This window comes from Endozoicomonas sp. ALC020 (assembly GCF_049275935.1).
Classification (GTDB): Bacteria; Pseudomonadota; Gammaproteobacteria; order Pseudomonadales; family Endozoicomonadaceae; genus Endozoicomonas_A.
In genome coordinates, this window is sequence record NZ_CP184830.1 from 2,966,133 (window position 1) to 2,988,469 (window position 22,337).

Sequence of the window (22,337 nt, forward strand, 5' to 3'; positions counted from 1 at the left end):
TTTCTGTTCTCAGTGCTGAAGTTGAGTCAGGCGCCATCGAGCTTCAAAAACTGTCTTACCCGAGGTGAATCCGGATTGGTAAAGAACTTCTCTGGCGGACATTTTTCAATCAGAATACCTTTCTCCAGGAACACCACCTGGCTTGAAACGTTTCTGGCAAACTCCATTTCGTGTGTGACCACCACCATGGTGTAACCCTCTTTCGATAACGCCTGCATCACGGTCAGAACCTCATCAACCAATTCAGGATCAAGGGCTGAGGTGGGTTCATCAAACAGCAATACCTCTGGTTCCATAGCCAGTGCACGGGCGATAGCGACCCTCTGTTTTTGACCGCCCGATAGCATATTTGGATAGCTGTCGAGTTTATGGGACATACCAACTTTTTCTAACTGCACTCTGGCGATTTTTTCCGCCTCCGCTTTTGGCATTTTCTTAACATGTAACAGGGCTTCCATGACATTCTTGAGCACAGTGAGATGAGGCCAGAGATTGAAGCTTTGAAACACCATACCGATACGCTCGCGAATCCTGGCGAGCTCTTTGTATTTGAGCGGTTTCCTGGTAACAGGATTGATACCTATGCGCTCATCACCCAAATGGATGCTGCCTCGTTCCGGTTGTTCAAGCCAGTTCATACAACGAAGCAGGGTCGACTTACCTGAACCGGAAGAACCCAGAATACTGACAACGTCGCCCTTTTTGATGGTGAGGTTAATGTCTCTCAGCACCTCGATGCCATCAAACTGTTTGGACAGGTTCACCACCCTTACAATATCCCGGGCATTGGATTCGGTTTTTGGGTACTGGACAGGCAGTTCTACCACAGGTGCGCTTTCCTGAGCGGTTTTCGGGGTTTCAACTGGCTTGGTGAGAATCTTTTCATTAAGCATGGCTTAGCCCTCTATCCTGAACTTTATTAAGTGTGATTTTGCTGACCTGTTCGATGGCGATACTGATAATCCAGTACAGGGCAATAGCCACAATAAATGCGTTAAGCGGAATAAAGTAGGTTGATTGAATACTGTTAGCGGCCGCTGTGATCTCACCAACGGTAATAATGCACAGAAAGGCGGTGTCTTTCAGGCAGATGATCAGCTGATTGGCAATGAGCGGCACGGATCGAAACAGCACATTGGGCATGATAATGCGGGTAAAGGTCTTGAATCTGGAGAAGCCACAAGCCTGGGCTGCTTCCGTCAAGCCTGAATCCAGTCCTTTGCGAATACCTCTGAAGATCTCGCAGAAATAGGTGCCATGATAAAGGCATAAAGAGACCAGCCCCGCAGTAAAGGCATCCATGCGGATTCCGACCTCTGGCAACCCGTAATACAGCAGATAAGCCAAAATCAGGAAGGGCAGGGTGCGCATCATATTGATGATCAGGATTACGCTGCCTTTAACACCTTTTGAGCCATTTTCCAAGGTGTAGAGAAGGGTCACACCCAGGATGAAACTTGCGATTGATCCCGCCAAAAACAGTATAAAAGTATTACCAAAACCTGAAATAAAGATGTCTCTTTGCTGCCAGATTATTTCCCATTCAGCCATGATTACTCCTTATTATCAGCCAGCCAGGTAGTTAGCCTTTTTCTCGGCCATTTGTTGTAATTTGATTAGCACACCTATGATGCACATATAGAGAATGCCAGCACACAGAATAGGAAGTAGAGGTTCATAGGTGACGGCTGCGATTCGGTTGGTAACACGAGTCAGGTCAACAACGCCAATCACGGCAATCGCCGGGCTGCCTTTGATTAAGAAAGACATCTCGTTGACCAGTGCGGGCAGGCTCATGACCACCATTTGAGGGAACATGATGCGCCTAAAATAGGTCAGTCGTCGCATACCCAGAGCTTCAGCGGCCTCTTTCTGCCCACTGGAGAAGTTAAGGAATGCATTTCTCCAGATCTCGGCATTAAAGGCAGAGGTATTCAGGGTTAAACACAAGATGGCCGAGAAGTGTTTATCGAGATTGATGCCTAAAGACGGAAAAGAGAGGAAGATGAACAAGGCTAATGTCACCAGTGGTGTGGCTCTTGCCCAGCTGACATAGACACCTAATATCTGATCGACAATTGGCAGTTTCGCCATACGAATAAGCGCTATCACGAGCCCGAAAACCACCCCCAGGGCGATGGATACCATTGATATCCATGCCGTGGTCCATGCCCCCTGAAGCAATTGCATCCATCCGTAGTGATCCATAAATACCTACCTGTCTGCAGCAGTATTAACGTTGATTTTTTAAGTAAGACCAGGGCGATAGGAGTAGTCGTTTTTAAGCCCTGGTCATTACTGAACTGTGAGGAGTGGTTTACCGGACTGCAGTCAATTTATGGTACTGTTCAACTGAAACGATGGCGTTGGTTGGCAGTTCATCAAAGGATTCACCGAACCATTTTTCCTGCAACTCAGCCATACGACCTGTCTCTTTTAAGTGTGCAAAGAAGTCGGTCAGATAGGCCAGCAGTTCAGGGTTGTCTTTGGGTACAGGCCAGCTTACAAAGCCGGGGCCGGATACAGCTTCACCTTTCTTGAATACCTTGGGCTTGGTTTTTACCAACTCATTTATATTGACGATACTGTTGATCACGTAATCGATGCGACCATTTGCCAGGTCGGCGTAGGCTTCAGGGTATGATTGATACTCAACCACTTTTCCTAGTTTCTTATCCTGGGCTTCAAGCATGGTTTTCAATTCGGGAAGCCTTTCCAGTAGTGCGCTGCCTGCCTGCAAGCCAACTGTTTTTCCATCCAGATCTGCAATCGTGTTTACGCTGTCGTCTTTTGCCCGGGCGACGAAATAGTGCTGTGCGGAGGCGATGGGTGGGGTGAAATCGAATGCTTTGAGGCGAGCGTCAGTAATGATTGCACCGGTAAGGGCAAGGTCATACTGACCTGCGGAAACGGATGCCAGAAGACCTGTCCAGGGCAGAATCTCCTGCTTTACTTTAAAGTCGGAGTAGTCGCGCAGTTCATCCAGAAGATCTTTATTTATCCCGGTTGGCTTGCCTTTATCGATAAAGTTGAACGGAGAGTAGTTATCCTCTGTCGCAACCTTTATTCCCTTGCTGGCAAAAGATGGCGACTCATCGGCAACAACCATACTGGACATGCCTATAGTCATCGTTGCTGCGGCAACGGCTACCCATTTTCTAAGTTTTATTCCATGTCTCATAATTTGTTACTTGCTGTGATTTGTGAACGCCTTCACTTTAGAGATGAGATAGATAGTTGGGTTAGAGCCAATTTTCCGTGCTGATTGGGACAGTGGTTAGAATATAAGATAAATACGACTAATTAAGTATATTGGCTTGCTTTTTGCTGTGGTGAATCGAATGCAATGAATAAAAATATCCAAAAGGTTGACTCCATGGGGATAAATTACAGCTGTTTCATTGAGTTTGATTCGAAGAGAAGTTTGCAGGAGCAGGTAAGAGAGTATCTTGTTAAAGCAATACTCGAAGGTGTGTTCTCTGCCGATGAGGCGCTGCCTTCCTGCCGTAAGCTTTCAAGTCAATTGAAGGTGTCACGCAATACTGTGTCACTGGTCTACGAAGCACTGTCAGATGACGGTTACCTGATAAGTAAGCCAAGAAGCGGTTATTACCTGTCGGAAAAATATTCCACCAGACTTGAAGAGGTGGAACAGGAGTTGAACCATTTTGAGGCAGACAACCCTGCCAATGCCGCAAACTGGAGCCGTCGATTCAAGGTTTCTACAGATGCTTTCCCCCGTATAGTTAAACCCTCCCACTGGAGCTGTTATCAATATCCCTTTATCTATGGGCAACCAAGCATTCAAGATTTTCCTCTGGCGCAGTGGCGAGAATCCACTCGTAAGGTGATAGCAGACCCGAAAGATCATAGCTGGCTGTGTGACAAAGTTGATAAGGATGTAGAGTTATTGGTAGAGCAGATCCGAACCCGGGTACTCCCACAGCGAGGCATTCACGCCAGGAGCGATGAGATTCTCATTACCGTTGGCTCACAGAACGCGCTCTATTTGCTATCCAGGATGTTAATGGATAAACACACTCGAGTAGGGGTGGAAAACCCTGGCTATAAAGAAGCTAACAATATTTTTAGTTTGGCCCGGGCACAGCTTCATCCGCATACTGTTGACCAGAGCGGGCTGGTGCTTAACGAGCTGTCATCCAAGTGTGATTATTTCTATGTTACACCGAGTCATCAGGCTCCAACGGGCGTGACCATGAGTAAGCAACGCCGACATGACCTTTTGCAATTAGCGCAAAAGAGTGACGCCATCATTATAGAAGATGATTACGACTCAGACAGCAACTCCGAATGGAACCCCTTGCCTGCACTAAAGGCATTGGATAAAGACAACCGTGTTGTCTACGTCAGTAGTTTTTCCAAGACATTGGCACCTGGTCTACGCCTTGGTTATATCGTTGCTCCGGAAGAGTTGATCTATGAGTTACGAACACTGCGTCGTTTAATGTATCGCCACCCGCCAAGCCGGGTGCAAATGGAAATGGCGCATTTTATCTCACAGGGTTATTACGATAGCTTCCTGCGACGTTTCAAAGACAATACACGCCAGCGCTGGCACGAGATTAATGAAGCGGTTCAGCGCTATCTTCCCGATTGTAAGCGATTGGCCAAGGGTAACTATTGCAATGCGCTGTGGTTAGAAACACCCGACCGAATAAGCAGTCAGCGACTGGCGTCCAGAGCATCTCAACGGGGGGTTCTGATAGAAACAGGATATTCGCATTTCATGGGGCAGGAACAAGCTAACCCTGAAACCAATAGTTTTTTCAGGCTTGGCTTTCATGCCATCGATAAGGCGCTCATTACCCCCGGGGTTGAACAACTGGCAAGCGCCCTGGAAGGTTAGGCTTTATATAGATTTTTTCCTTTTGGAGGTGTCAACGCCAAGACCATTGTCCTGGCGTTTTTTGTTCAGGTTTTAATCAAAGTCCGAGAGTACCTGGCTAATAATGGCCACACCCTGGGCAATCTCATTGGGTTTAACGATAAGAGGCGGCGCTACGTGAATACGGTTGTTCACTATAAAAGAAAGTAGGCCCTTGTCGGTTAATCTGGCTTTAATGGAGGCCATTTTCTCATTGCTTAAAGGCTCTCGTGTTGTCCTGTCTTCGACCAGCTCCAGAGCCCAGAACATGCCCTTGCCACGAATGTCGCCAATGCTGTTGTGTTTTTCCATCAGGTCGATTAATGCGGGTCCCAAAACCGTGTTTCCTACCTCATCGGCATAGCGAACAATGCCTTCCTCTTCCATTGCATCCAGAGTTGCGACAATGGCGGACATGGCCAGTGGGTGGCCAGAATAGGTGAGGCCGCCCATAAAGAAGTGGCTCTTGAAATATTCGGATATTGGCTCGCTTACAACAACGCCGCCAGCAGGAACGTAGCCTGAGTTAACCCCTTTGGCAAAGGTGATCAGATCCGGAATAACGTTAAAGTGCTCAAAAGCAAACCAGCGGCCAGTGCGACCAAATCCCACCATCACTTCGTCGAAGATCAGTTGTATACCATGTTCGGTGGCCAGATCTCTAACCCCTTGTAGATAGCCTTCCGGTGGTAAAAGAAAGCCTGCTGTGCCCGGGATTGTCTCCAGAAGAATGGCGGCAATGGAATCTGGTCCTTCGCATTCAATCACTCGTTTCAGGTGCTGCAGAGCTCGCTCACATTCCTGTTCTTGCGTCTTTGCATTGAACTCGGTGCGATAAAGATAAGGGTTAAAAAAGTGTACATGCCCGCGGCTGTATTCATTGGGTACACGACGAAAATCACCTGTGGCAGCGATCGCTGAGCCGGTATTGCCATGGTATGAGCGGTAGGCAGAAAGCACCTTGTCACGACCGGTAAATTGTCTTGCCATGCGAATCGCATTTTCATTGGCATCAGCACCAGCGTTAGTAAAAAACACCTTATTGAACTTAGCCGGTGCTCTATCCAGTATGCGCCTGGCTGCTTCACCCCGGGCAAGGTTTGCTGTTGCCGGAGCTATGGTCACCAGAGATTCAGCCTGGGCCTTGATGGCATCAATCACCTTTGGGTGCTGATGCCCAATATTGGTGTTCACCAACTGGCTACTAAAATCCAGATACTGCTTTCCTTCGAAATCCCAAAGGCTAGATCCCTGTGCACCGGCAATGGCTACCGGTGTTGCTGACTCTTGTACCGACCAAGAGTGGAATACATGTTTATCCAATTCCACGACATAATGATTTGATACATCTGATCCCAATACATCCATTTTAATTCTCCAGTGGGGTAAGGATTGAGTCTTTGTTTGTGATTTGCAGTTATCTTGGCGAGAAACATAAAAAAGGATGTAGGGACAGTTTAAAAAAAGCCTTGTGTCAGGGCGGCTGTTGGCGCTACTGACTCAGACAATCTGAAAAACTGGCTCTATAGGATAGGTCGTGGGCTGATTACATTGATGGCCTTCAGAAGCAATGTGTAATGTTTAACGGAATTGATGATGGGCTTAGCAACGGTATTTGTTTTGTTTGCCGGGTTGGTAAGGGGTTACAGTGGCTTTGGATTTGCCATTATTGCTGCCCTGTGCCTGAGTCTTGTCTATTCCCCCTTTGATGCCATTGCTATTGCTCTGACACTCGATCTGCTCAGTAGTCTGTGTCTGTTGCCGGGCGCCAGGAAGCAGGTTAATCGACGTCTGCTGACCATGCTTTCACTGGGCATGCTAGGCGCAATACCGGTCTCGCTTTTGTTTATTTCGGTCATATCTGCACATGAACTGAAGATGATGATTGCAGGCTTCTCATTGATTGCCGGTACTTTGATCATGTTTGATCTGCGGTTCACCTGGCTTAACCATCGCTATGCCATGCTTGCTGGTGCATTGTCAGGTTTTGGCATGACAACGGCTTCAGCGGGCGGTCCACCACTGGTTTTGTATCTGTTAAACCTGTCGTTAAAGGCCAGTGAAATCAGAGCAACGGCGATACTGTTTTTTATCCTGAGTTCAGCGACATCACTGTTGGGTTTGCTTTATGTCGATGCTATCTCGGCCCGGTCTGTTCAGTTCAGCCTGGTTCTTTTTCCTGTTGCCATGCTGGGCAGTTTATTGGGAAAGAAGTTGTTTGATTTATACCCGGATTCATCACCAAAAAACACGGTAGCGCCCATTTTGATGATGTTGGCACTGCTCACAATCATGATTTAACAAGGAAAACATGATGAAGAAAATCGCATTTATTACTGGCGCGACCTCTGGTTTTGGTAAAGCTGCTGCACACAGATTTGCCAAAGAGGGGTGGTCGCTGGTTCTTTCGGGGCGTCGTTTAGAGAGACTTTTGGACCTCAGGGAGACACTGGATGTTCCTGTGCATGTGATGCAACTGGATGTACGCGATTCAGAAGCCGTCAAGAAAGCAGTAGCGTCGTTGCCAGAGGAATTTTCAGCAGTAACGGCTTTGGTCAACAACGCAGGACTGGCACTGGCTCCCCAGGGAGCACCCGAGGTTGATCTTAATGACTGGCATACCATGATAGACACCAACGTTACTGGCCTGGTCAATGTCACGCATGCACTGCTGCCTGCCTTAATCAAGTCTGGGGCAGGCGCTACTATCATCAATGTAGGTTCGATTGCAGGTCAATGGCCCTATCCGGGAAGCCATGTTTATGGTGCAAGTAAGGCATTTGTTAAGCAGTTCAGTTATAACCTGAGGTGTGATCTGCAGGGGACAGGTGTGCGTGTTACGGACCTGTCGCCAGGCATTGCAGAGACCGAATTCACCCTGGTTCGTACCAAGGGAAACCAGGAGGCATCTGATAACCTGTACCGTGGCACCACGCCTTTGAGCGCAGAAGATATTGCCGAGCAAATGTTCTACATCGCAACCTTGCCGGAACACATCAATATCAACCGTGTTGAGGTGATGCCAACACGTCAGGCCTGGTCTCCATTTGCTATCGACCGTGATCAGTAGAGGGTGTCGCAAAAGGTCAATTAAAACGCTTCAAGCTTCAAACCGTCATCTCCGCGAAGGCGGAGATCCACTGTTCGTGGTGGGTTCCCGCCTGCGCGGGAACGACGATCTTGATATATCCTGCTGACCATACCCTTTTGCGACACCCTCAGTAGGGGGGGATAAAAAAGCCCCCAATATTGATGAGGCTTTTGCGACACCTTCTTGATGATCGGGGCTGAAGACTGTCTATGACAATACCGTGCATGCACTTAAACTGAACTGACTTTGTTTTCGGGTTACTCGTGATCAAGGACATGAATGGGCAGAATGTCTTTGGTTGCCGGAGTTAATCTGACTGGTCTGGGCATAGGTGGCCAGGGAGAGCCAAGCTTCCAGGCATAGGCAAATTTAGCCTGGCTGCTGGACAGGCGAGTCGCTATGAAATACTCGTTGTGTCCGTCATGATGCAGATGAGTAACGCCCTGTTTTGGCAGTTTGAAAACCAGTTCGCCTGCAGAGTCGATCATCGGAGGGTTCATGCCGGCGTTTCTTGGATAGTGATAACAGGTTTTAAAGTACTGGTTAGGCTCGAAGTCGCTCATCGCTATGCTGAAATAACTCATATCTTCTTTGGTAGCTTCTTTGTGATTGGGGTTCAGCGCTACCTGATAGGGAGTGAGGGTCAGAATGTTGGCTCTATATACCATTTCCGGAAGCGCAACATTAAAGGCTTCTGCCAGATCAATACCACTGACCTCATGGGGAAATACCATATTGTTTCTGCTGAACCAGGCGTTGCATTGGTCGTGAATATCTTTTAAAAGGTTTTTATTCACCTCTTTGACTTCCAGGATGGGGTTACAGACAGCTGCTTTTTTTGTGCCTTTCAGTTGTAAGAGGGTCCCTTTAAATTCGATTATTTCGCCTTTCGGGTCTACCGAAGGGGCAAGCCTGACATCAACGGAGTGATGGTTTTTTAACGCCGCCTCCTTTTTGTAGGTTATGACGGGCAATTGCAACGAGTGTTCCTGATTTTCAACATCCCCGGAGTAGTTTGAACCACCTGAATAGGAAGTCTCAATTAACAGCAGCAAACCGCCCACAAAAACCACTCCAGAGGAAAGAAGCGCATAGCGAAGCGTTCTGTCGTTAGCGGCCTCTGCTGGCTTGGGAGTTGCCAATGTGAAAGCAATTACCGCCATCATGAAAAGTGGTAAATGACCGAAGCGTCGGGCAGGGTATATCATGTTGATCAATCCTCTTTTTTTATTGCTTGGGCTACCTGTAAGCGGCCTCAGGTCTGGCAGACTTCTTGTTCATGGTTGTAATGATTCCACCGGAACGATTAAAAATAGCTGATTTTCGGGAAGTTGCAGGTAAATGTAAGTTTTTTTTTCTATTTTTAAATCCAATGGGCATATTGTCTTTCGGCGACTCCTTTCTTCAAAAGTTTTTCCTGATAAAATAAGCCGCTTGCAATGTTATATAAGAAGTCAGGAATGTCTCCGCAGGAACTGAAATCAACGGTCTCACTGTCACTGGTGTTTGTATTCAGGATGTTTGGCCTGTTTATGGTACTGCCTGTTCTGGTCCTTTATTCCGAAGACCTGCAGGGGGCCACTCCAGCCCTGGCCGGCTTTGCGATTGGTGCTTATGGGTTAACCCAGGCGGCTCTGCAAATTCCCTTTGGCTGGATGTCAGACCGGTTCGGGCGCAAGCCGGTTATCATAGCCGGTATGATGATCTTTATGCTGGGCAGTCTGGTTGCCGCTCAGGCCGACTCTATTTATGGAGTCATTTTTGGTCGGATTCTTCAGGGTGCTGGTGCGGTATCCGGGGCTGTCACCGCACTTCTGGCTGATTTGACCCGTGAGCAGTACCGTACCCGGGCCATGGCGGTATTTGGTATCAGTATCGGATTCTCATTCTGCATCGCCATGTTACTGGGCCCTCTTTTTGCCGACTGGTGGGGGCTGGAGGGGCTTTTTGGCAGTAATGCTGTAATGGCCGGATTGAGCATTCTGATTCTATTGTTCATGGTGCCAACTCCGGTAGTGACCCGGACTGATCTGAACACCAAAGTCAGTATCAAAGATGTGGGCAATGTTATAGGTAATCGGGAAATGCTCAGGTTGATGGCCGGTATCTTTACCCTGCATTTCACCTTGATGGCCCTGTTCGTATTCCTGCCTCAGATGCTGGAAGACACCCTTGGGATGGCCCGGGAAAATCATGGCTGGATTTACGTGGTGGCACTCTCGGTCTCTTTTGTGATGATTGTACCGGTGATTATTTTCAGTGAAGCCAAACGTCGCCTGAAACAGTGCTTTGTTGGCGCTGTCACTGTCCTGCTGGCAGCCATTGCCGGTATGTGGCGTGCCGAAAGTGTTTTGCTGGGAATATTCCTGTTTTTTGCTGCATTCAATTTTCTGGAAGCTACACTACCTTCTCTGGTCAGTAAATTATCGTCGGCAGGCACCCGGGGAACCTCCATGGGCGTATACTCAACCAGTCAGTTCCTGGGGGCTGCTCTGGGTGGAAGCCTTGGTGGACTCGCCTTTCAGTACTGGGGAGCGACCGGTGTCATGATGGTTTGTGCAATCCCTACTGCACTCTGGTGGTTATTGTCTGTTACCATGAAGCAACCTCCTTATGTCAGCAGTATGGTGATGGCCCTCGACTCCTCCATGAGCCTGGATGCCCGTGCTATTGGCAGGGAACTGGCCATTATTCCCGGGGTTGAGGAAGTGACTGTCCTGGACAGTGAGAGAACCGCCTATCTGAAGGTGGACAGAAAAATAGTGGATATGACCGCGCTGCGCCAATACGGTGAGTGCTGACATAAATGAATGAGAAAGCGACAACCAGGAGCCTGTTTTCATTCCTGTGAGGATGAAAAGGGTTCATGTTAAAAATTACTGGAGAAACTGATGGCACGAGGTGTTAACAAGGTCATTCTGATCGGCAACCTGGGCAATGATCCGGATGTCCGTTTTACCCCGAATGGCAGCGCTGTAGCCAACCTGAGTGTTGCGACCAGTGAGTCCTGGAAAGATCGTAACACCGGCCAGCCACAGGAAAAAACCGAATGGCACCGGGTGGTCATTTTCGGCAAGCTGGCTGAAATTGCTCAGCAATACCTGCGCAAGGGTTCCAAGGTTTACATTGAAGGTAAACTGCAGACCCGTAAGTGGCAGGATCAGTCCGGTCAGGATAAGTACACGACAGAAGTTGTTGTTGACGGTTTCAGTGGCCAGCTGCAAATGCTGGATGGCCGTCAGGACGGAATGGCTATGCCTGCGGGTGGTGGCGAGTTCCAGCCAAGAGCTGCACAACAGCCTGCTCCTCAGCAACAATACAATGCACCCCAGCAGCCGATGCAACAGCAGGCGCCTGCAGCCGCTCCACAGCAGCCGCAGCATCAGCCTCAGCAACATCAGCCTCAACAGCGTCCTGCTCCGCAGCAGCAACCTCAGCAACAGCCTCAGACTGCGCCAGCAGGTGGCTTTGACGACTTTGATGATGATATTCCGTTCTAGCAGCCTGTCGGACTTAAGACTGTCCTACACGGCAACTGCTCCTGCGTTGCTCTAGCTCCTGCATCCATGCAGTCGTGCGGTTGCAATAAATTGGTCTAAAAATCCCTGTTTCTTCGTCAAATAGCTCGCTATTCTCCTCAGAAACAGAGATTTTTATCCTCAATTTCTTGCAATCCTCGCTACGGACGCTTAAGTCCGACAGGCTGCTAGGAGCCTGACCGAGAATAGTCTGCCCTACTGCGGCGGCAGCAAATTGGTCTGAAAATCCGCTTTTGTTCGTCAAATAGCTCGCTATTCTCCTCACAAAACCGAATTTTCATCCTCAATTTTCTGCCGTCCTCGCTACGGGCGCTATTCTCGGTCAGGCTCCTAGTCAGGAACTGAACATAGCAAAAGGCCGCTGAAATCAGCGGCCTTTTGCCTTTTCTGGAGAGGCAGTCGCTGATTTCTGACAGGCATCATCCATTTCAATCATTGAGTATTTCCTTTCAGCAGTAGACAATATTGCTCCAACAGAACAATGTCGGGTGTCATCTCAGATGGATCGAGCCAGCCTGCGCAAGCAGTTACGAAGCAGTCGTCAATCCCTGTCGGCTGAACAGCAACTTACTGCGGCAAAGAAATTATCCTCTGTCGTGTGTAACAGTGAGGCTTTTCGGCACAGTCAGCATATCGCTCTGTATCTGGCTAATGATGGTGAAATTGATCCCGGATTTATCGCCGAAGCGATCTGGGAGCAGGATAAGTTCTGCTATCTTCCGGTTCTGGATCAGGAGCAGCCTGAAAAGATGTATTTCCAGCTCTACAGACCCAATACCCGGATGGTAGAGAACCGTTACGGGATTGCCGAACCGGAACTGGATCTTGAAAAAACCGTTAAGGCAGAAGCACTGGATCTGGTGCTTATGCCGCTCACCGGGTTTGATGAGCAGGGCAATCGTCTTGGCATGGGAGCGGGTTATTACGACCGGACTTTTGCCTTTCTGGAAAACCGCAGTAAACCGATACTGATGGGGTTAGCGCATGAGTGTCAGAAAGTCAGTTCAATTCCGGCGGCGGACTGGGATGTTCCAATGAAGAGCATTGCAACAGAAAAGCAGCTATATGGTGAGAAAGTTTAGTAAGCCACTCCCTGGCCTAAGCCATCAGCTTGTCAGATCAGAGTCGAAGTCGCTGCTGTTGTTAACACGGCGACGATAAAGACAGCTAATAAAAGGCTGATTGAACTGGGTTTTGGGTTAACCATTTTCTTCAGAACTCCACTTTATTTTAATTATTATTCTTGGCCGTCTTGAACACGGGGAAGCCAGCCAGTCATTGATTTGCCATCAAAAGCGACTTTTATTTTAATCGCTATGGGCATCAATTGCTTTTTTCAAGCGTTGGTGAATTTCGCATAAAGAGGTGTTAACTGCAAGCGAATGATAGACAGGGGCTTCATCTTAGTATTGGTATTGAGTCGTATGTCTCAAAACTTAGCCTGTCTCTCAACGCTTGCCATGGGCAGACCTTCGGAGCACTGCGTGACACTGAGTTGTTATTCACCACTTTATAATGGCGCGAGTGAGGGTTTTGTCCGCCTGATAAATCAAATGTTATGCTGAGGCAAAAGGAGCATCTCAATGAAATTTTTTACCCAATCTACCAAACTCGTTTTGCTGAGTTTGTTCGGCTTTCTTGGCATGCTCATGAGCGTCAGTGTCGTGCATGCGGCCCCTGAATCTGAGTTGATTCCTTTCTGGAATAAAAGCGACGAAAGCAATAAAGCTGTCATCGATCACAGCGACTGGCAACATACCCTCGACACATACTTGGACAACAAACATGCCTCCGGCGTGAACCTGTTCAATTACGGCAAAGTCTCCAAAGCCGACAGATCGCGGTTGCAAAACTACCTGAAAAAAATGACCGCGCTTGACCCCCGCAGCTATTCAAAGCAAGAGCAGTTCGCTTACTGGGTGAACCTCTACAATGCGCTCACGGTGGAATTGATTCTTGAAAACTACCCCGTGGATAGTATTACTGAGCTTGGCAAAAGTTTCTTCGGCTTTGGCCCCTGGAACGACGATATCACCCAAATTCAAGGTAAAAAACTCACGCTCAACAACATTGAGCACAATATCCTGAGACCCATCTGGAGCGACGCACGCATCCATTACGCTGTCAACTGCGCCAGCTACAGTTGCCCGAATATTGCCGCAAAAGCTTTCACCTCAGAAAACACAGAAACACTGCTTGAAGCCGCCGCAACCGATTACGTCAACCACGAACGCGGCGTGACCTTTGACGATGGCGAACTGCTCGTCTCAAGTATCTATCATTGGTATAAAGTCGACTTCGGTGGGAATGACCAATCTTTGATCGCCCACTTGGTGAAATACGCCAAACCTGATCTGCGCACCAGGCTTCAGCAGTACAAAGGGGATTTAGATCATCACTATGATTGGGGTTTGAATGGGCCATAGTGGGTCGCTCTGTTGAATGTATAACGCGCTTTAAGAAAGTAGGCAATGCTGGAAATTTATCTGAATGGGTTGCTATTAAGCGGCGGCTTGATCATAGCTATTGGCAGTCAGAATGCATTTTTGCTGGCTCAGGGCTTACGTCGAGAGTCACCTATCCTGGTTGCCACAATTTGTGCAGTCTGCGATGCCTTATTGATACTGGCCGGTGTCATGGGTCTTGGTACACTTATCCAAAGTAATAACACACTGCTTGAAGTAGCCCGCTGGGCGGGTGTTGCTTATTTGACTGGATTTGGCCTGATGTCACTGAAGCGTAGTTTCAAAACCGGGCAACTCAAAGCAGAAGGGCAGGTGCAAAAGTCTATTCGGGGTATTGTGTTTTCGACTCTGGCGGTCACTCTGCTGAATCCGCACGTTTATCTTGATACGGTCATTTTGTTGGGCAGTATTGGTGCTCAATACGGTGATCAGCGTGGTTATTTTGTACTGGGAGCTATCACCGCATCGCTTATCTGGTTCTATGGTCTTGGGTTTGGTGCTGTGAAGCTGGCACCCCTGTTAGCCCGTCCAAAAGCATGGAAAATCATTGATCTGGTGATTTGTCTGATCATGTTCAGCATTGCCCTCAGTCTGCTGCAAATGGATCTGACCAATATTTTATAACGTTTCTGTCTAAACAATTATGCTTCCGGGTTTCATTTCATTGGCTATTTTGATGATCAGGTGCTTTTTTTAATGACGTTTGCACAGAAGTGCTGCGGTTCGCTGATACAGCAGTGTCCCTGCTGTAAGGTTTGCTAAAAAAGGGGTTGATCCGATGAAGCTCAGGCTTATAGGCAGTGTTGTCTTGATCTCTCTCAGTTTGTTCTCTTCACTATCCTTTGCCAAGACCTATTCAGACAATCTGGTGCTGGTGGTCTATGAAAGCAATGCCGAGGTCAACATGGTGTTGGCTTCGGCAAATAATCCAGAGAAGGTACTGGCCAGCTCTGTGGCCTCTCCGGTCCATGTCAGTTACAGCCAGTCATCTGGTAAAGAAGACTTTTATGAGGCTTCACTCACCGGTATGGGTCATCCGGGCAATCTGGCGTTCCGTGACTCGGAAACAGTTCTGTTCGCTAATGCTCTTGATAATCTCAGGAAATCGGCTCGCTTCCACTGGCCTGAGCTGAAAGATGACGACGAAATCGGGCTTGATGCCGTTTACGTCGGTATTGCCGGATATAATGACCATCACAAAAGAGCCGTTGTGGTCGGTGGCAGGTTAGTTCTGAAAGAGCAGTACATTCGCGAGAACATGGAAGAAGTTCTGAAGCTTCGTCATTTCCAGATGCCCCCCGATAAGCATTTACAAATGGATTCAGATACCCGTCTGATGGCGAAACTGGCCAGACAGAAAGTGGGTGAAAAGACAGAGCTAAGGGATCTGGATTTTATTCAACTGACCACCTACGCCATTGGTTACAAAATTCGGGATGGTGTTATGCGCTATGATCGGGTGAGCTACGACAGTGAGGGTGGGGGTTATGAGTATGGCGTAGCCATCCAGGTGTTCTTCCTCGATCAGCTGCCAGCAGCCTGCACAGCCAGTGATTTTGACACACTGGATTTGAAACATGTACCGGTTCTGAAAGCCATGAATGCTATGCCAACCGTTGACGTTTATGGACGGGCACCTAAAGGTGATTATCTGGCCTATCCTGTTCTGGGCTATAGCAAAAAGGAACAGGAGCGATTGAATACCACCCTGCCAACCAGAAAGTTTAATCACCTGTTTGTTCGCTTGAAAGATAAGAAAAATGAAGCCGGCTATGTCGGCTTCTGGGTGCTGCAACAGAATACAGTGCCAGAGGGTGTCAATGAAAAAGACTGGTATGCCGGTCAAAACGCATTAACCCGATGTGCCAGGGATACCTTTATTCCAGCCATCAAAAGAGTGGTAGACGGGCTGGGTGAACTGGGAATTGGCAAGGACAAGGAAGGCGCCAATTTGCCTCTGTTGATGGTAGGAGAGTTTCCGTTGGGTCAGACTGTGCGGATGAAAGAGGCACTTGATGAGATTCTGGGCGAGGAGGATTTTAAGCGGATTGTCTGGTTGAAACCTTTGGAATACCGTCAGCTTCTGGCGAAAGCGGGCATCAAGCTGGCCGGGAAGTATGTCTACAAGGAGGGCAATTTGGAGCTTGGCCAGGAATAGCTGCCTTACCCGGCAACTGCTCCTGCGTTGCTCTGGCTCCGTGTTCATGCAGTCGTGTGGTGGCAGTAAATTGGTGAAAATCTGCTTTTGTTCGTCAAATAGTTCGCTGTTCTGCTTGCAAAACCGGATTTTAATTATCAGTTTTCTGCCATCCTCGTTACGGGGCCGTCCTGTCTGTCAATTATCTAAAATTTATCCAAAGATAGTAATTCGTGAGTTTCTGTCCCTGATCCAAATCTCTGCCTTTTGAACTTCTTAATGGCCAGGATGATTGCAATTGTTGCAACAGTCACACTGCCGGCTGCAATAAACCCGATTCCCAGGCCACTCATTCCTTCAGTCGATCTCTCAGACGAGAAAGCGATAGGGGATACTTGGTAGTTGTAGTTTTCTATCTCCAGAGAAATCTCTTGCATACGCACAAGCCGTCTACCCTCCTCAATATTGGTATTTTCAACGGCCAGATAGGCGTTATTGCGGACAAAAACCGGGCGCATAGACTTTGCTGCTGCAGGTGTGAAGGTGGTGTCGAAACGATGGACGTTAACCTGATTTTGATAAGTAACTACGTACGCTTGTCCATCACTGTTGTAAATAATGGCATGTAATAAATCGTCTCTTGGTATCAGCCTGACAGTTGTTGTTGAGCCCTTTGTGCGGGAAGAAAAATCAATCCTGTCGTCAATAATAAAAGCACTGTCCATCTGTCCATTTTCGGTGGTGAACCGGCGAATAGAAAGTTTCTCTCCCTCATGGCTGAATACGGCAACGTAGGACTGGTCTTTTTGTATCAGGATGTACTGACTGTTGAACGTGTCAATGTCATTGGTGGCCATTATCTCTTTGCCATTGTTTCCAAAAGAGGCAGCGGGGTTTAGTTGGTTACTGTCGTACTCTCTGATAAACAGAGGATGGGGCGCATCCTGATCACTTTTTCCAGCAACATAAAGACGTTTGCCATCTGGGGAGAGTCTTAAAAAAAGTCCTTCTTCCTTATCTTCAGGATACTTTTCATGCAAATAGAGCCGTCGCTGGAGGTAACGGCCAACAAACAGGCTGTTATCGATGCTTCCTGTTAAATACATGACACCCTCATGATAAGCGGTATCATTAATTTGAACATTGTCGGGGAACAGGTTCTTGCGGACCCTGAGTCGTGCCTGGTCTCTCTGGGCCGCAGTTAACGGGAACTCAAGCAGAGTCGCTTTTCCTGACGTTGTCGTTGCAACAATGTCAAGATGAGGACCTGTGGTTTCATGAATAACCTGCCCTGTCAGAGACTGGTAAGAATCCAGTATTTTGGCCTGGTTGACAGAGGTTGTGTATTTCACAGTGCCGCATGAACCAAATTGTTTATCCAGTTCAGTGCCCTGGTAGCGTGCCAGAATAATCCCGGAAGGCTCATGTGACTCAGGCTGAATGACAACGTATATGCGCTGGTTCTCCCGGTCATAGGTCTGAAAGAGAGGTGTGCCTTCCGGTAGCGGGCAGTTATCCGACAGGCTGGCTGATGGCTTTTCCGATGACGATGATGAAGCCGACGGAGTTGTCTCCTTTTTCTCGCTGCAGTCAAACCCACTTGGTGTGCAATCAATTCCGGCCAATAATGTTTGTGCTCCGAAAAAAGCTTTTAAGAAAGGTAAATAGCCATCCTGACTGTTCCAGACAGTACGACTGAAAAAGGTGGCATTTGAGTTACCACCAGGGTCTGCAAACTCATTCAGGGCCCTGGGAAACTGGTTGTTTGCCTGTTTGGTACCGTTTATTCGGACAAGTTCGTTGTAGGGGGCGTTAATGCCTTTGAGCATCGGCAGCTGTGATGAATCACCGGAATTCCAGAGCTCGCTGCTCAAACCACTCAGGTTTGATTTTAGGACGTCTCTCGGTACTCTCACGACGCCTGTATTATATCCATCCCATTCGACGAAAGTAAGAACACTGCGATTCTTTGTGAAAGTATCCAGGTTATTCTCAATACGTCCGGCTTTGCGAATGTTTGCTACTGCCGCACTTTTTCGGTTGTCATAATAATATGTTTTAATCAACCCGGTGTTTACATTATTGTAAACGTTGGCCCCGCGGGCTGTTCCTGAAATACCAGCGACTGGGCTGCTCCTGCCTCTTCCTACGACCGCTCCAGCATTTAGGTTGTCATAAATGCTTTCACCTCTGGCTTTTCCGGCAATACCTCCGCCATAGGCAAATTTGCCGTCAGTAGTGACAGGCCCGACATTGACGTTTTGAACAGCAGTTGTATTGACTACTCGCCCTGTTATGCCACCCACGTGGGAGCCATATTTTCCAGAAATACTCCCTGTATTGAGGTTGTTGCTGACGAGGCTATGGCTCGAGGCCTCCCCCACTATTCCGCCAACATTACCACCCCCCCGTTGGGAAGTGCTGTCCAAATAATCGGAAGCAATTTTTCCAGTGTTCAGGTTTTGTACGACTCTGGCTGCCTCGGCTTCTCCGGCAATGCCTCCGGAATTTTCGGTATGGCCGACATTAACCTCACCGGTATTCAAATTGTTATAAGCAAGGCTACTGATTTTAAGTCTGCCGACAATGCCGCCGGCAGGTGAGTCATGTAAGTTTCTGGGCGTTATTTTTCCGGTATTCAGGTTGTTTGAAATGACGGATGCCTGTTCGGCGAGTCCAGTGATGCCGCCAGCGCAGGCAATTCCGGTTGTGATTACGGTTCCGGTGTTGAGGCTGTCGCGTATGATGCTGTTATCAGAAACACTGCCCGCTATCCCACCGGCATGACTGCCGGAACCGCTCGTTTTGATGACTCCGGCAGAACTGGCCACTTCTTCAATCCGGCTCTGTTTCATCTCTCCCACCAGTGCGCCGGTCGGGCTTGCATCTCCGGAGCTGGTAACTTTTGGCTGGTTAAGCAGGATCTGTCTTATGGTGCTGTTCTCCAGTGACCCGAACAAGCCTGCTGTAGTGTTATCTGCTGATGTTGAAACTTCAAGGCCGGAAATCACGTGGCCGTTGCCAATGAGAGTGAGAGTAAACGGAACGGATTTATTGCCAACGGGCTCCCAGTGAGTGAATCGGCTCAGGTCAATATTACTGATTAACTCATAGTGACCTTTGACCGGATGGTCGGCATTTAGATATTGATTGAAATTATTATTGTCTAGCTGAATAGTCCTGGCCACGCTGGTTGATGGCTGTGACGATGATGCAGGGACAGCGGATGATGCTTCCAAAGATGACCCAGAAGTTGGTGAAGTACCAGTTACAGAAGCCGTTGTCAGTTCCCTGGTTTTCGGCTGTGCCGATGACGATGGTACAGCGGATGAAGCTTCCAATGATGACTCAGAAGTGGGTGAAGTACGAACTACAAAAGACGTGCTCAGTTCGCTGGTTGTTGGCTCTGCTGTTGACGATGGAACAGTGGACGAAGCTTCTTCTGATGGTGACTCAGAAGTGGACGAAGTACGAGCGGCAGAAGCTGTGGTCAATTCGCCAGTTGTTGGTTGTGCCGTTGACGAAGGAACAGTCGATGAAGCTTTTTCTGACGGTGACTCAGAAGTGGACGAAGTACGAGCGACAGAAGCCGTGTTTAGTTCGTCGGTTGTTGTTTGTACCGTTGACGATGGGACGGTAAATGAAGCTTCTTCCGACGGTGACTCAGATGTGGGCAAAGTACGAGCGACAAAAGCCGTGGTCAGTTCGCTGGTTGTTGGCTGCGCCGTTGACGATGGAACTGTGGATGAAGCTTCTTCCGACGGTGATTCAGATGTGGGTGAAGTACGAGTGACAGAAGCCGTGCTCAGTTCACCGCTTGTTGGCTGCGCCGTTGACGATGGAACTGTGGATAAAGCTTCTTCCGACGGTGATTCAGAAGTGGGTGAAGTACGAGTGACAGAAGCCGTGGTCAGTTCGCCGCTTGTTGGCTGCGCCGTTGACGATGGAACACTGGATAAAGCTTCTTCCGACGGTGACTCAGATGTGAGCGAATTAGTAGCGACAGAAGCTGTGGTCAGTTTGCCGGTTGTTGGTTGTGCCGTTGTTGGTGGGGCAGTGGATGAAGCTTCTGACGGTAACTCAGAAGTGGGGGAAGTACGAGCCACAGAAGCCATGGTCATTTCGCTGGTTGTTGGCTGTGCCGTTGACGGTGGGATAGTAGATGAAGCTTCTTCTGACGGTGACTCAGAAGTAGGGGAAGTACGAGCCACAGAAGCCGTGATCAATGTTCCGGTTGACGTCTGCGCGGATGACAAGGGTATAGCGTTTGAAGCTTCTGATGGTGACTCAGAACTCAGAGTACTGTCCGTGGGTGATTGAGTAAGCATTTCTTTGCTGCAGTCAAATCCCCCTTGTGTGCAATCAACTCCGGCCAGTAGTGTTTGCGGTTCAAAGAAAGCTTTTGGAAACGGTAAATAGCCATCCTGACCGTTCCAGACAGTACGATTGAAAGAGGTAGCATTGGCGACACCACCAGGGTCGGCAAACTCATTCAGGACGGGAGGAAACTGGTTGTTTGCCTGTCGGGTCCCATTGATTCGGGCAAGGTCTCGGTAGGGGGTGTTAACGCCTTTGAGCATCGGCAGCTGTGTTGCATCACCGGCATTCCAGAGCTCGCTGCTCAAACCTCTCAGGTTTGCTTTAAGATCAGCTTTTGATATTCTCTCGACACCCGTGTTATATCCACTCCATTCGGAAGCCGGGTGATACTTTGTATAAGTATCCAGATTATTCTGAATACGGGCTGCGTCGTAATTGGTTGCGACTGCCGCACTTTTATTGCGTTCATAATGTGTTTTAATCAGACCCGTATTAACATTATTGTAAACTGAGGCCCGTTGGGCCGTCCCTGAAATACCAGCGACTGGACTGTAATAATCTTTCCCTATAACAGCTCCGGCATTTAGGTTGTCGTGAATGCTTGTACCTCTGGCTTTTCCAGCAATACCTCCGCTATAGGCATATTTGCCATCAGTAGTGACAGGGCCGACATTGACATTTTGAACAACCGGAGCGTTTATTACCTGGCCGGTTATTCCTCCCACCTTGGAGTAATATTTTCCAGAAATACTGCCTGTATTAAGGTTTTTGCTGACGCGGGTATGGCTTGAGGCCTGCCCTACTATTCCACCCACATTACCACCTCCCCGGTGGGAGGTGCCGTCCAGGTAGTCGGAGGCAATTTTTCCGGTGTTCAGGTTTTGTAAGACACTGGCCGCTATTGCCTGCCCTGCAATCCCTCCGGAATCTTCAGTATGGCCAGCATTAACCTCACCGGTATTCACATTGTTATTAGCAAAGCTATTCCTTTTCAGCATTCCGACAATGCCACCGGCGGGAGAAGAATAGAGGTTTCTGGAGGCTATTTTTCCGGTGTTCAGGTCATTTGAAACAGAAGATGCCTGATCGGCCAATCCAGCGATACCCCCTGAGATAGCGCTTCCGGTTGTGAAAATGGTGCCGGTGTTGACACTATCCCTTATGACGCTATCAGAAATACTGCCCGCTATACCTCCGCTATGACTGTGAAGACCCCCCGTTTGGATGGTTCCGGCATAATTAACCACCTCTTCAATCCTGCTGCTTTTCAACTCTCCCACAAGCGCACCTGACGGACTGTTCGTTCCGGAACTGGTCACTTTTGGCTGATTAAGCAGGATCTGTTTTATAACGCTATTCTGCAACGACCCGAACAAGCCTGAGGCCGTGTTATCTAACGAGGTTGAAACTTCGAGGCCGGAAATTACGTGGCCTTTGCCATCCAGAATGAGAGAAAACGGAATGGATTTATTGCCGACGGGTTCCCAGGGCCTGAATCGGCGCAAGTCAATATCACTGATTAACCGATAGCGACCTTTGACCGGGTGGTCGGCGTTCAGATATCGATTGAAATTATTATTGTCCAGCTCAATCGTGCTGGCCCAACTGTTCCAGTCTGGAAAACAGACGACAAGTGACAGTAATAATAAAGATGGCTTTTTGTTGATAGGCAGGCTACGCCAATTCTGATTTTCTATCAGGTTGGTACTCATGGAAGCATTACCATAAAAATAATGATGATAACTACTCGTATTCTCATTTGTATTTATAGACTATAAGGGGTCATCATGAGCAAGCATGGCAAGCAGATTTTGTTATCCAGACGATCCGTAATAAAATCCTGTTCAGCTCATCAGTCACGGTTCATGCCAATGTTAGCAAAATCGTCGTAAACCCTCGC

The 22,337-nt window shown here is 48.4% G+C and carries 16 protein-coding genes; 9 read left to right on the forward strand and 7 right to left on the reverse strand.

Translation table 11 applies throughout. The features are described 5' to 3' along the window. Positions 1–26: 26 nt before the first annotated feature. The 4 genes from ACOJUO_RS10810 to ACOJUO_RS10825 all read right to left on the reverse strand — a co-directional run bounded on the left by ACOJUO_RS10810 (position 27) and on the right by ACOJUO_RS10825 (position 3,181). Positions 27–893, reverse strand: coding sequence for an amino acid ABC transporter ATP-binding protein (locus tag ACOJUO_RS10810; protein ID WP_422136703.1), 867 nt, complete (start codon positions 891–893; stop codon positions 27–29). Next, positions 886–1,551: an amino acid ABC transporter permease gene (locus tag ACOJUO_RS10815; protein ID WP_422139779.1), complete on the reverse strand. Its 666-nt coding sequence runs from the start codon at positions 1,549–1,551 to the stop codon at positions 886–888. Before ACOJUO_RS10815 ends, ACOJUO_RS10810 begins: the two co-directional genes overlap by 8 nt. Positions 1,552–1,566: 15 nt before the next feature. Next, positions 1,567–2,208 carry an amino acid ABC transporter permease gene (locus ACOJUO_RS10820; RefSeq protein WP_422139780.1) on the reverse strand — a complete coding sequence of 214 codons (642 nt, stop codon included), beginning with the start codon at positions 2,206–2,208 and terminating at the stop codon, positions 1,567–1,569. 109 nt (positions 2,209–2,317) lie between these two features. Beyond that, positions 2,318–3,181 carry a transporter substrate-binding domain-containing protein gene (locus ACOJUO_RS10825; RefSeq protein ID WP_422136706.1) on the reverse strand — a complete coding sequence of 288 codons (864 nt, stop codon included), beginning with the start codon at positions 3,179–3,181 and terminating at the stop codon, positions 2,318–2,320. A gap of 165 nt (positions 3,182–3,346) precedes the next feature. On the opposite strand from ACOJUO_RS10825, the gene ACOJUO_RS10830 reads away from it, so the two are divergent. Continuing rightward, positions 3,347–4,867 (forward strand): PLP-dependent aminotransferase family protein, encoded by a 1,521-nt coding sequence (locus ACOJUO_RS10830; protein WP_422136707.1) that lies wholly within the window; start codon positions 3,347–3,349, stop codon positions 4,865–4,867. 72 nt (positions 4,868–4,939) lie between these two features. Here ACOJUO_RS10830 and ACOJUO_RS10835 read toward each other — a convergent pair whose 3' ends face one another. Then, positions 4,940–6,253 carry an aspartate aminotransferase family protein gene (locus ACOJUO_RS10835; RefSeq protein WP_422139781.1) on the reverse strand — a complete coding sequence of 438 codons (1,314 nt, stop codon included), beginning with the start codon at positions 6,251–6,253 and terminating at the stop codon, positions 4,940–4,942. Between the two features lie 225 nt (positions 6,254–6,478). On the opposite strand from ACOJUO_RS10835, the gene ACOJUO_RS10840 reads away from it, so the two are divergent. Together ACOJUO_RS10840 and ACOJUO_RS10845 are read left to right on the forward strand one after the other, a co-directional pair. Next, positions 6,479–7,186 carry a TSUP family transporter gene (locus tag ACOJUO_RS10840; protein ID WP_422136709.1) on the forward strand — a complete coding sequence of 236 codons (708 nt, stop codon included), beginning with the start codon at positions 6,479–6,481 and terminating at the stop codon, positions 7,184–7,186. A 13-nt stretch (positions 7,187–7,199) separates the two neighbouring features. Then, positions 7,200–7,955 (forward strand): SDR family NAD(P)-dependent oxidoreductase, encoded by a 756-nt coding sequence (locus tag ACOJUO_RS10845; RefSeq protein WP_422137065.1) that lies wholly within the window; start codon positions 7,200–7,202, stop codon positions 7,953–7,955. A gap of 278 nt (positions 7,956–8,233) precedes the next feature. Here the strand turns inward: ACOJUO_RS10845 and ACOJUO_RS10850 are convergent, their stop codons facing one another. Further along, positions 8,234–9,184, reverse strand: coding sequence for a hypothetical protein (locus ACOJUO_RS10850; protein WP_422139782.1), 951 nt, complete (start codon positions 9,182–9,184; stop codon positions 8,234–8,236). A gap of 252 nt (positions 9,185–9,436) precedes the next feature. Between ACOJUO_RS10850 and ACOJUO_RS10855 the strand changes: the two genes are divergently transcribed. From ACOJUO_RS10855 to ACOJUO_RS10880, 6 genes are all read left to right on the forward strand, one after another. Beyond that, entirely contained in the window at positions 9,437–10,777 is a 1,341-nt protein-coding gene (locus ACOJUO_RS10855; RefSeq protein ID WP_422136711.1) for an MFS transporter, read from the forward strand. Positions 10,778–10,867: 90 nt separating this feature from the next. Beyond that, positions 10,868–11,476 carry a single-stranded DNA-binding protein gene (gene ssb, locus ACOJUO_RS10860; protein ID WP_422139783.1) on the forward strand — a complete coding sequence of 203 codons (609 nt, stop codon included), beginning with the start codon at positions 10,868–10,870 and terminating at the stop codon, positions 11,474–11,476. Positions 11,477–12,015: 539 nt separating this feature from the next. Beyond that, a complete protein-coding gene (locus tag ACOJUO_RS10865; RefSeq protein WP_422139784.1) occupies positions 12,016–12,597 on the forward strand; it encodes a 5-formyltetrahydrofolate cyclo-ligase in 582 nt (193 codons plus the stop codon). A 501-nt stretch (positions 12,598–13,098) separates the two neighbouring features. Next, the gene (locus ACOJUO_RS10870) at positions 13,099–13,941 is read left to right on the forward strand and encodes a DUF547 domain-containing protein (protein WP_422139785.1); all 843 of its coding nucleotides are present in this window, start codon (positions 13,099–13,101) and stop codon (positions 13,939–13,941) included. A gap of 45 nt (positions 13,942–13,986) precedes the next feature. Beyond that, entirely contained in the window at positions 13,987–14,604 is a 618-nt protein-coding gene (locus ACOJUO_RS10875) for a LysE/ArgO family amino acid transporter (protein WP_422136715.1), read from the forward strand. A 154-nt stretch (positions 14,605–14,758) separates the two neighbouring features. Further along, positions 14,759–16,138: a hypothetical protein gene (locus ACOJUO_RS10880; RefSeq protein WP_422136716.1), complete on the forward strand. Its 1,380-nt coding sequence runs from the start codon at positions 14,759–14,761 to the stop codon at positions 16,136–16,138. Positions 16,139–16,323: 185 nt separating this feature from the next. Here the strand turns inward: ACOJUO_RS10880 and ACOJUO_RS10885 are convergent, their stop codons facing one another. Continuing rightward, complete coding sequence (locus ACOJUO_RS10885; protein ID WP_422139786.1) at positions 16,324–22,149, reverse strand: hypothetical protein; 5,826 nt, start codon at positions 22,147–22,149, stop codon at positions 16,324–16,326. Positions 22,150–22,337 lie beyond the last annotated feature (188 nt).

What these genes read in the sequence shown, in the direction of transcription:
- ACOJUO_RS10810 (WP_422136703.1), bottom strand. Translation starts at nt 893, where the DNA reads ATGCTTAATGAAAAGATTCTCACCAAGCCAGTTGAAACCCCGAAAACC.
- ACOJUO_RS10815 (WP_422139779.1), bottom strand. Translation starts at nt 1,551, where the DNA reads ATGGCTGAATGGGAAATAATCTGGCAGCAAAGAGACATCTTTATTTCA.
- ACOJUO_RS10820 (WP_422139780.1), bottom strand. Translation starts at nt 2,208, where the DNA reads ATGGATCACTACGGATGGATGCAATTGCTTCAGGGGGCATGGACCACG.
- ACOJUO_RS10825 (WP_422136706.1), bottom strand. Translation starts at nt 3,181, where the DNA reads ATGAGACATGGAATAAAACTTAGAAAATGGGTAGCCGTTGCCGCAGCA.
- ACOJUO_RS10830 (WP_422136707.1), top strand. Translation starts at nt 3,347, where the DNA reads ATGAATAAAAATATCCAAAAGGTTGACTCCATGGGGATAAATTACAGC.
- ACOJUO_RS10835 (WP_422139781.1), bottom strand. Translation starts at nt 6,253, where the DNA reads ATGGATGTATTGGGATCAGATGTATCAAATCATTATGTCGTGGAATTG.
- ACOJUO_RS10840 (WP_422136709.1), top strand. Translation starts at nt 6,479, where the DNA reads ATGATGGGCTTAGCAACGGTATTTGTTTTGTTTGCCGGGTTGGTAAGG.
- ACOJUO_RS10845 (WP_422137065.1), top strand. Translation starts at nt 7,200, where the DNA reads ATGAAGAAAATCGCATTTATTACTGGCGCGACCTCTGGTTTTGGTAAA.
- ACOJUO_RS10850 (WP_422139782.1), bottom strand. Translation starts at nt 9,184, where the DNA reads ATGATATACCCTGCCCGACGCTTCGGTCATTTACCACTTTTCATGATG.
- ACOJUO_RS10855 (WP_422136711.1), top strand. Translation starts at nt 9,437, where the DNA reads ATGTCTCCGCAGGAACTGAAATCAACGGTCTCACTGTCACTGGTGTTT.
- ssb (WP_422139783.1), top strand. Translation starts at nt 10,868, where the DNA reads ATGGCACGAGGTGTTAACAAGGTCATTCTGATCGGCAACCTGGGCAAT.
- ACOJUO_RS10865 (WP_422139784.1), top strand. Translation starts at nt 12,016, where the DNA reads ATGGATCGAGCCAGCCTGCGCAAGCAGTTACGAAGCAGTCGTCAATCC.
- ACOJUO_RS10870 (WP_422139785.1), top strand. Translation starts at nt 13,099, where the DNA reads ATGAAATTTTTTACCCAATCTACCAAACTCGTTTTGCTGAGTTTGTTC.
- ACOJUO_RS10875 (WP_422136715.1), top strand. Translation starts at nt 13,987, where the DNA reads ATGCTGGAAATTTATCTGAATGGGTTGCTATTAAGCGGCGGCTTGATC.
- ACOJUO_RS10880 (WP_422136716.1), top strand. Translation starts at nt 14,759, where the DNA reads ATGAAGCTCAGGCTTATAGGCAGTGTTGTCTTGATCTCTCTCAGTTTG.
- ACOJUO_RS10885 (WP_422139786.1), bottom strand. Translation starts at nt 22,149, where the DNA reads ATGAGTACCAACCTGATAGAAAATCAGAATTGGCGTAGCCTGCCTATC.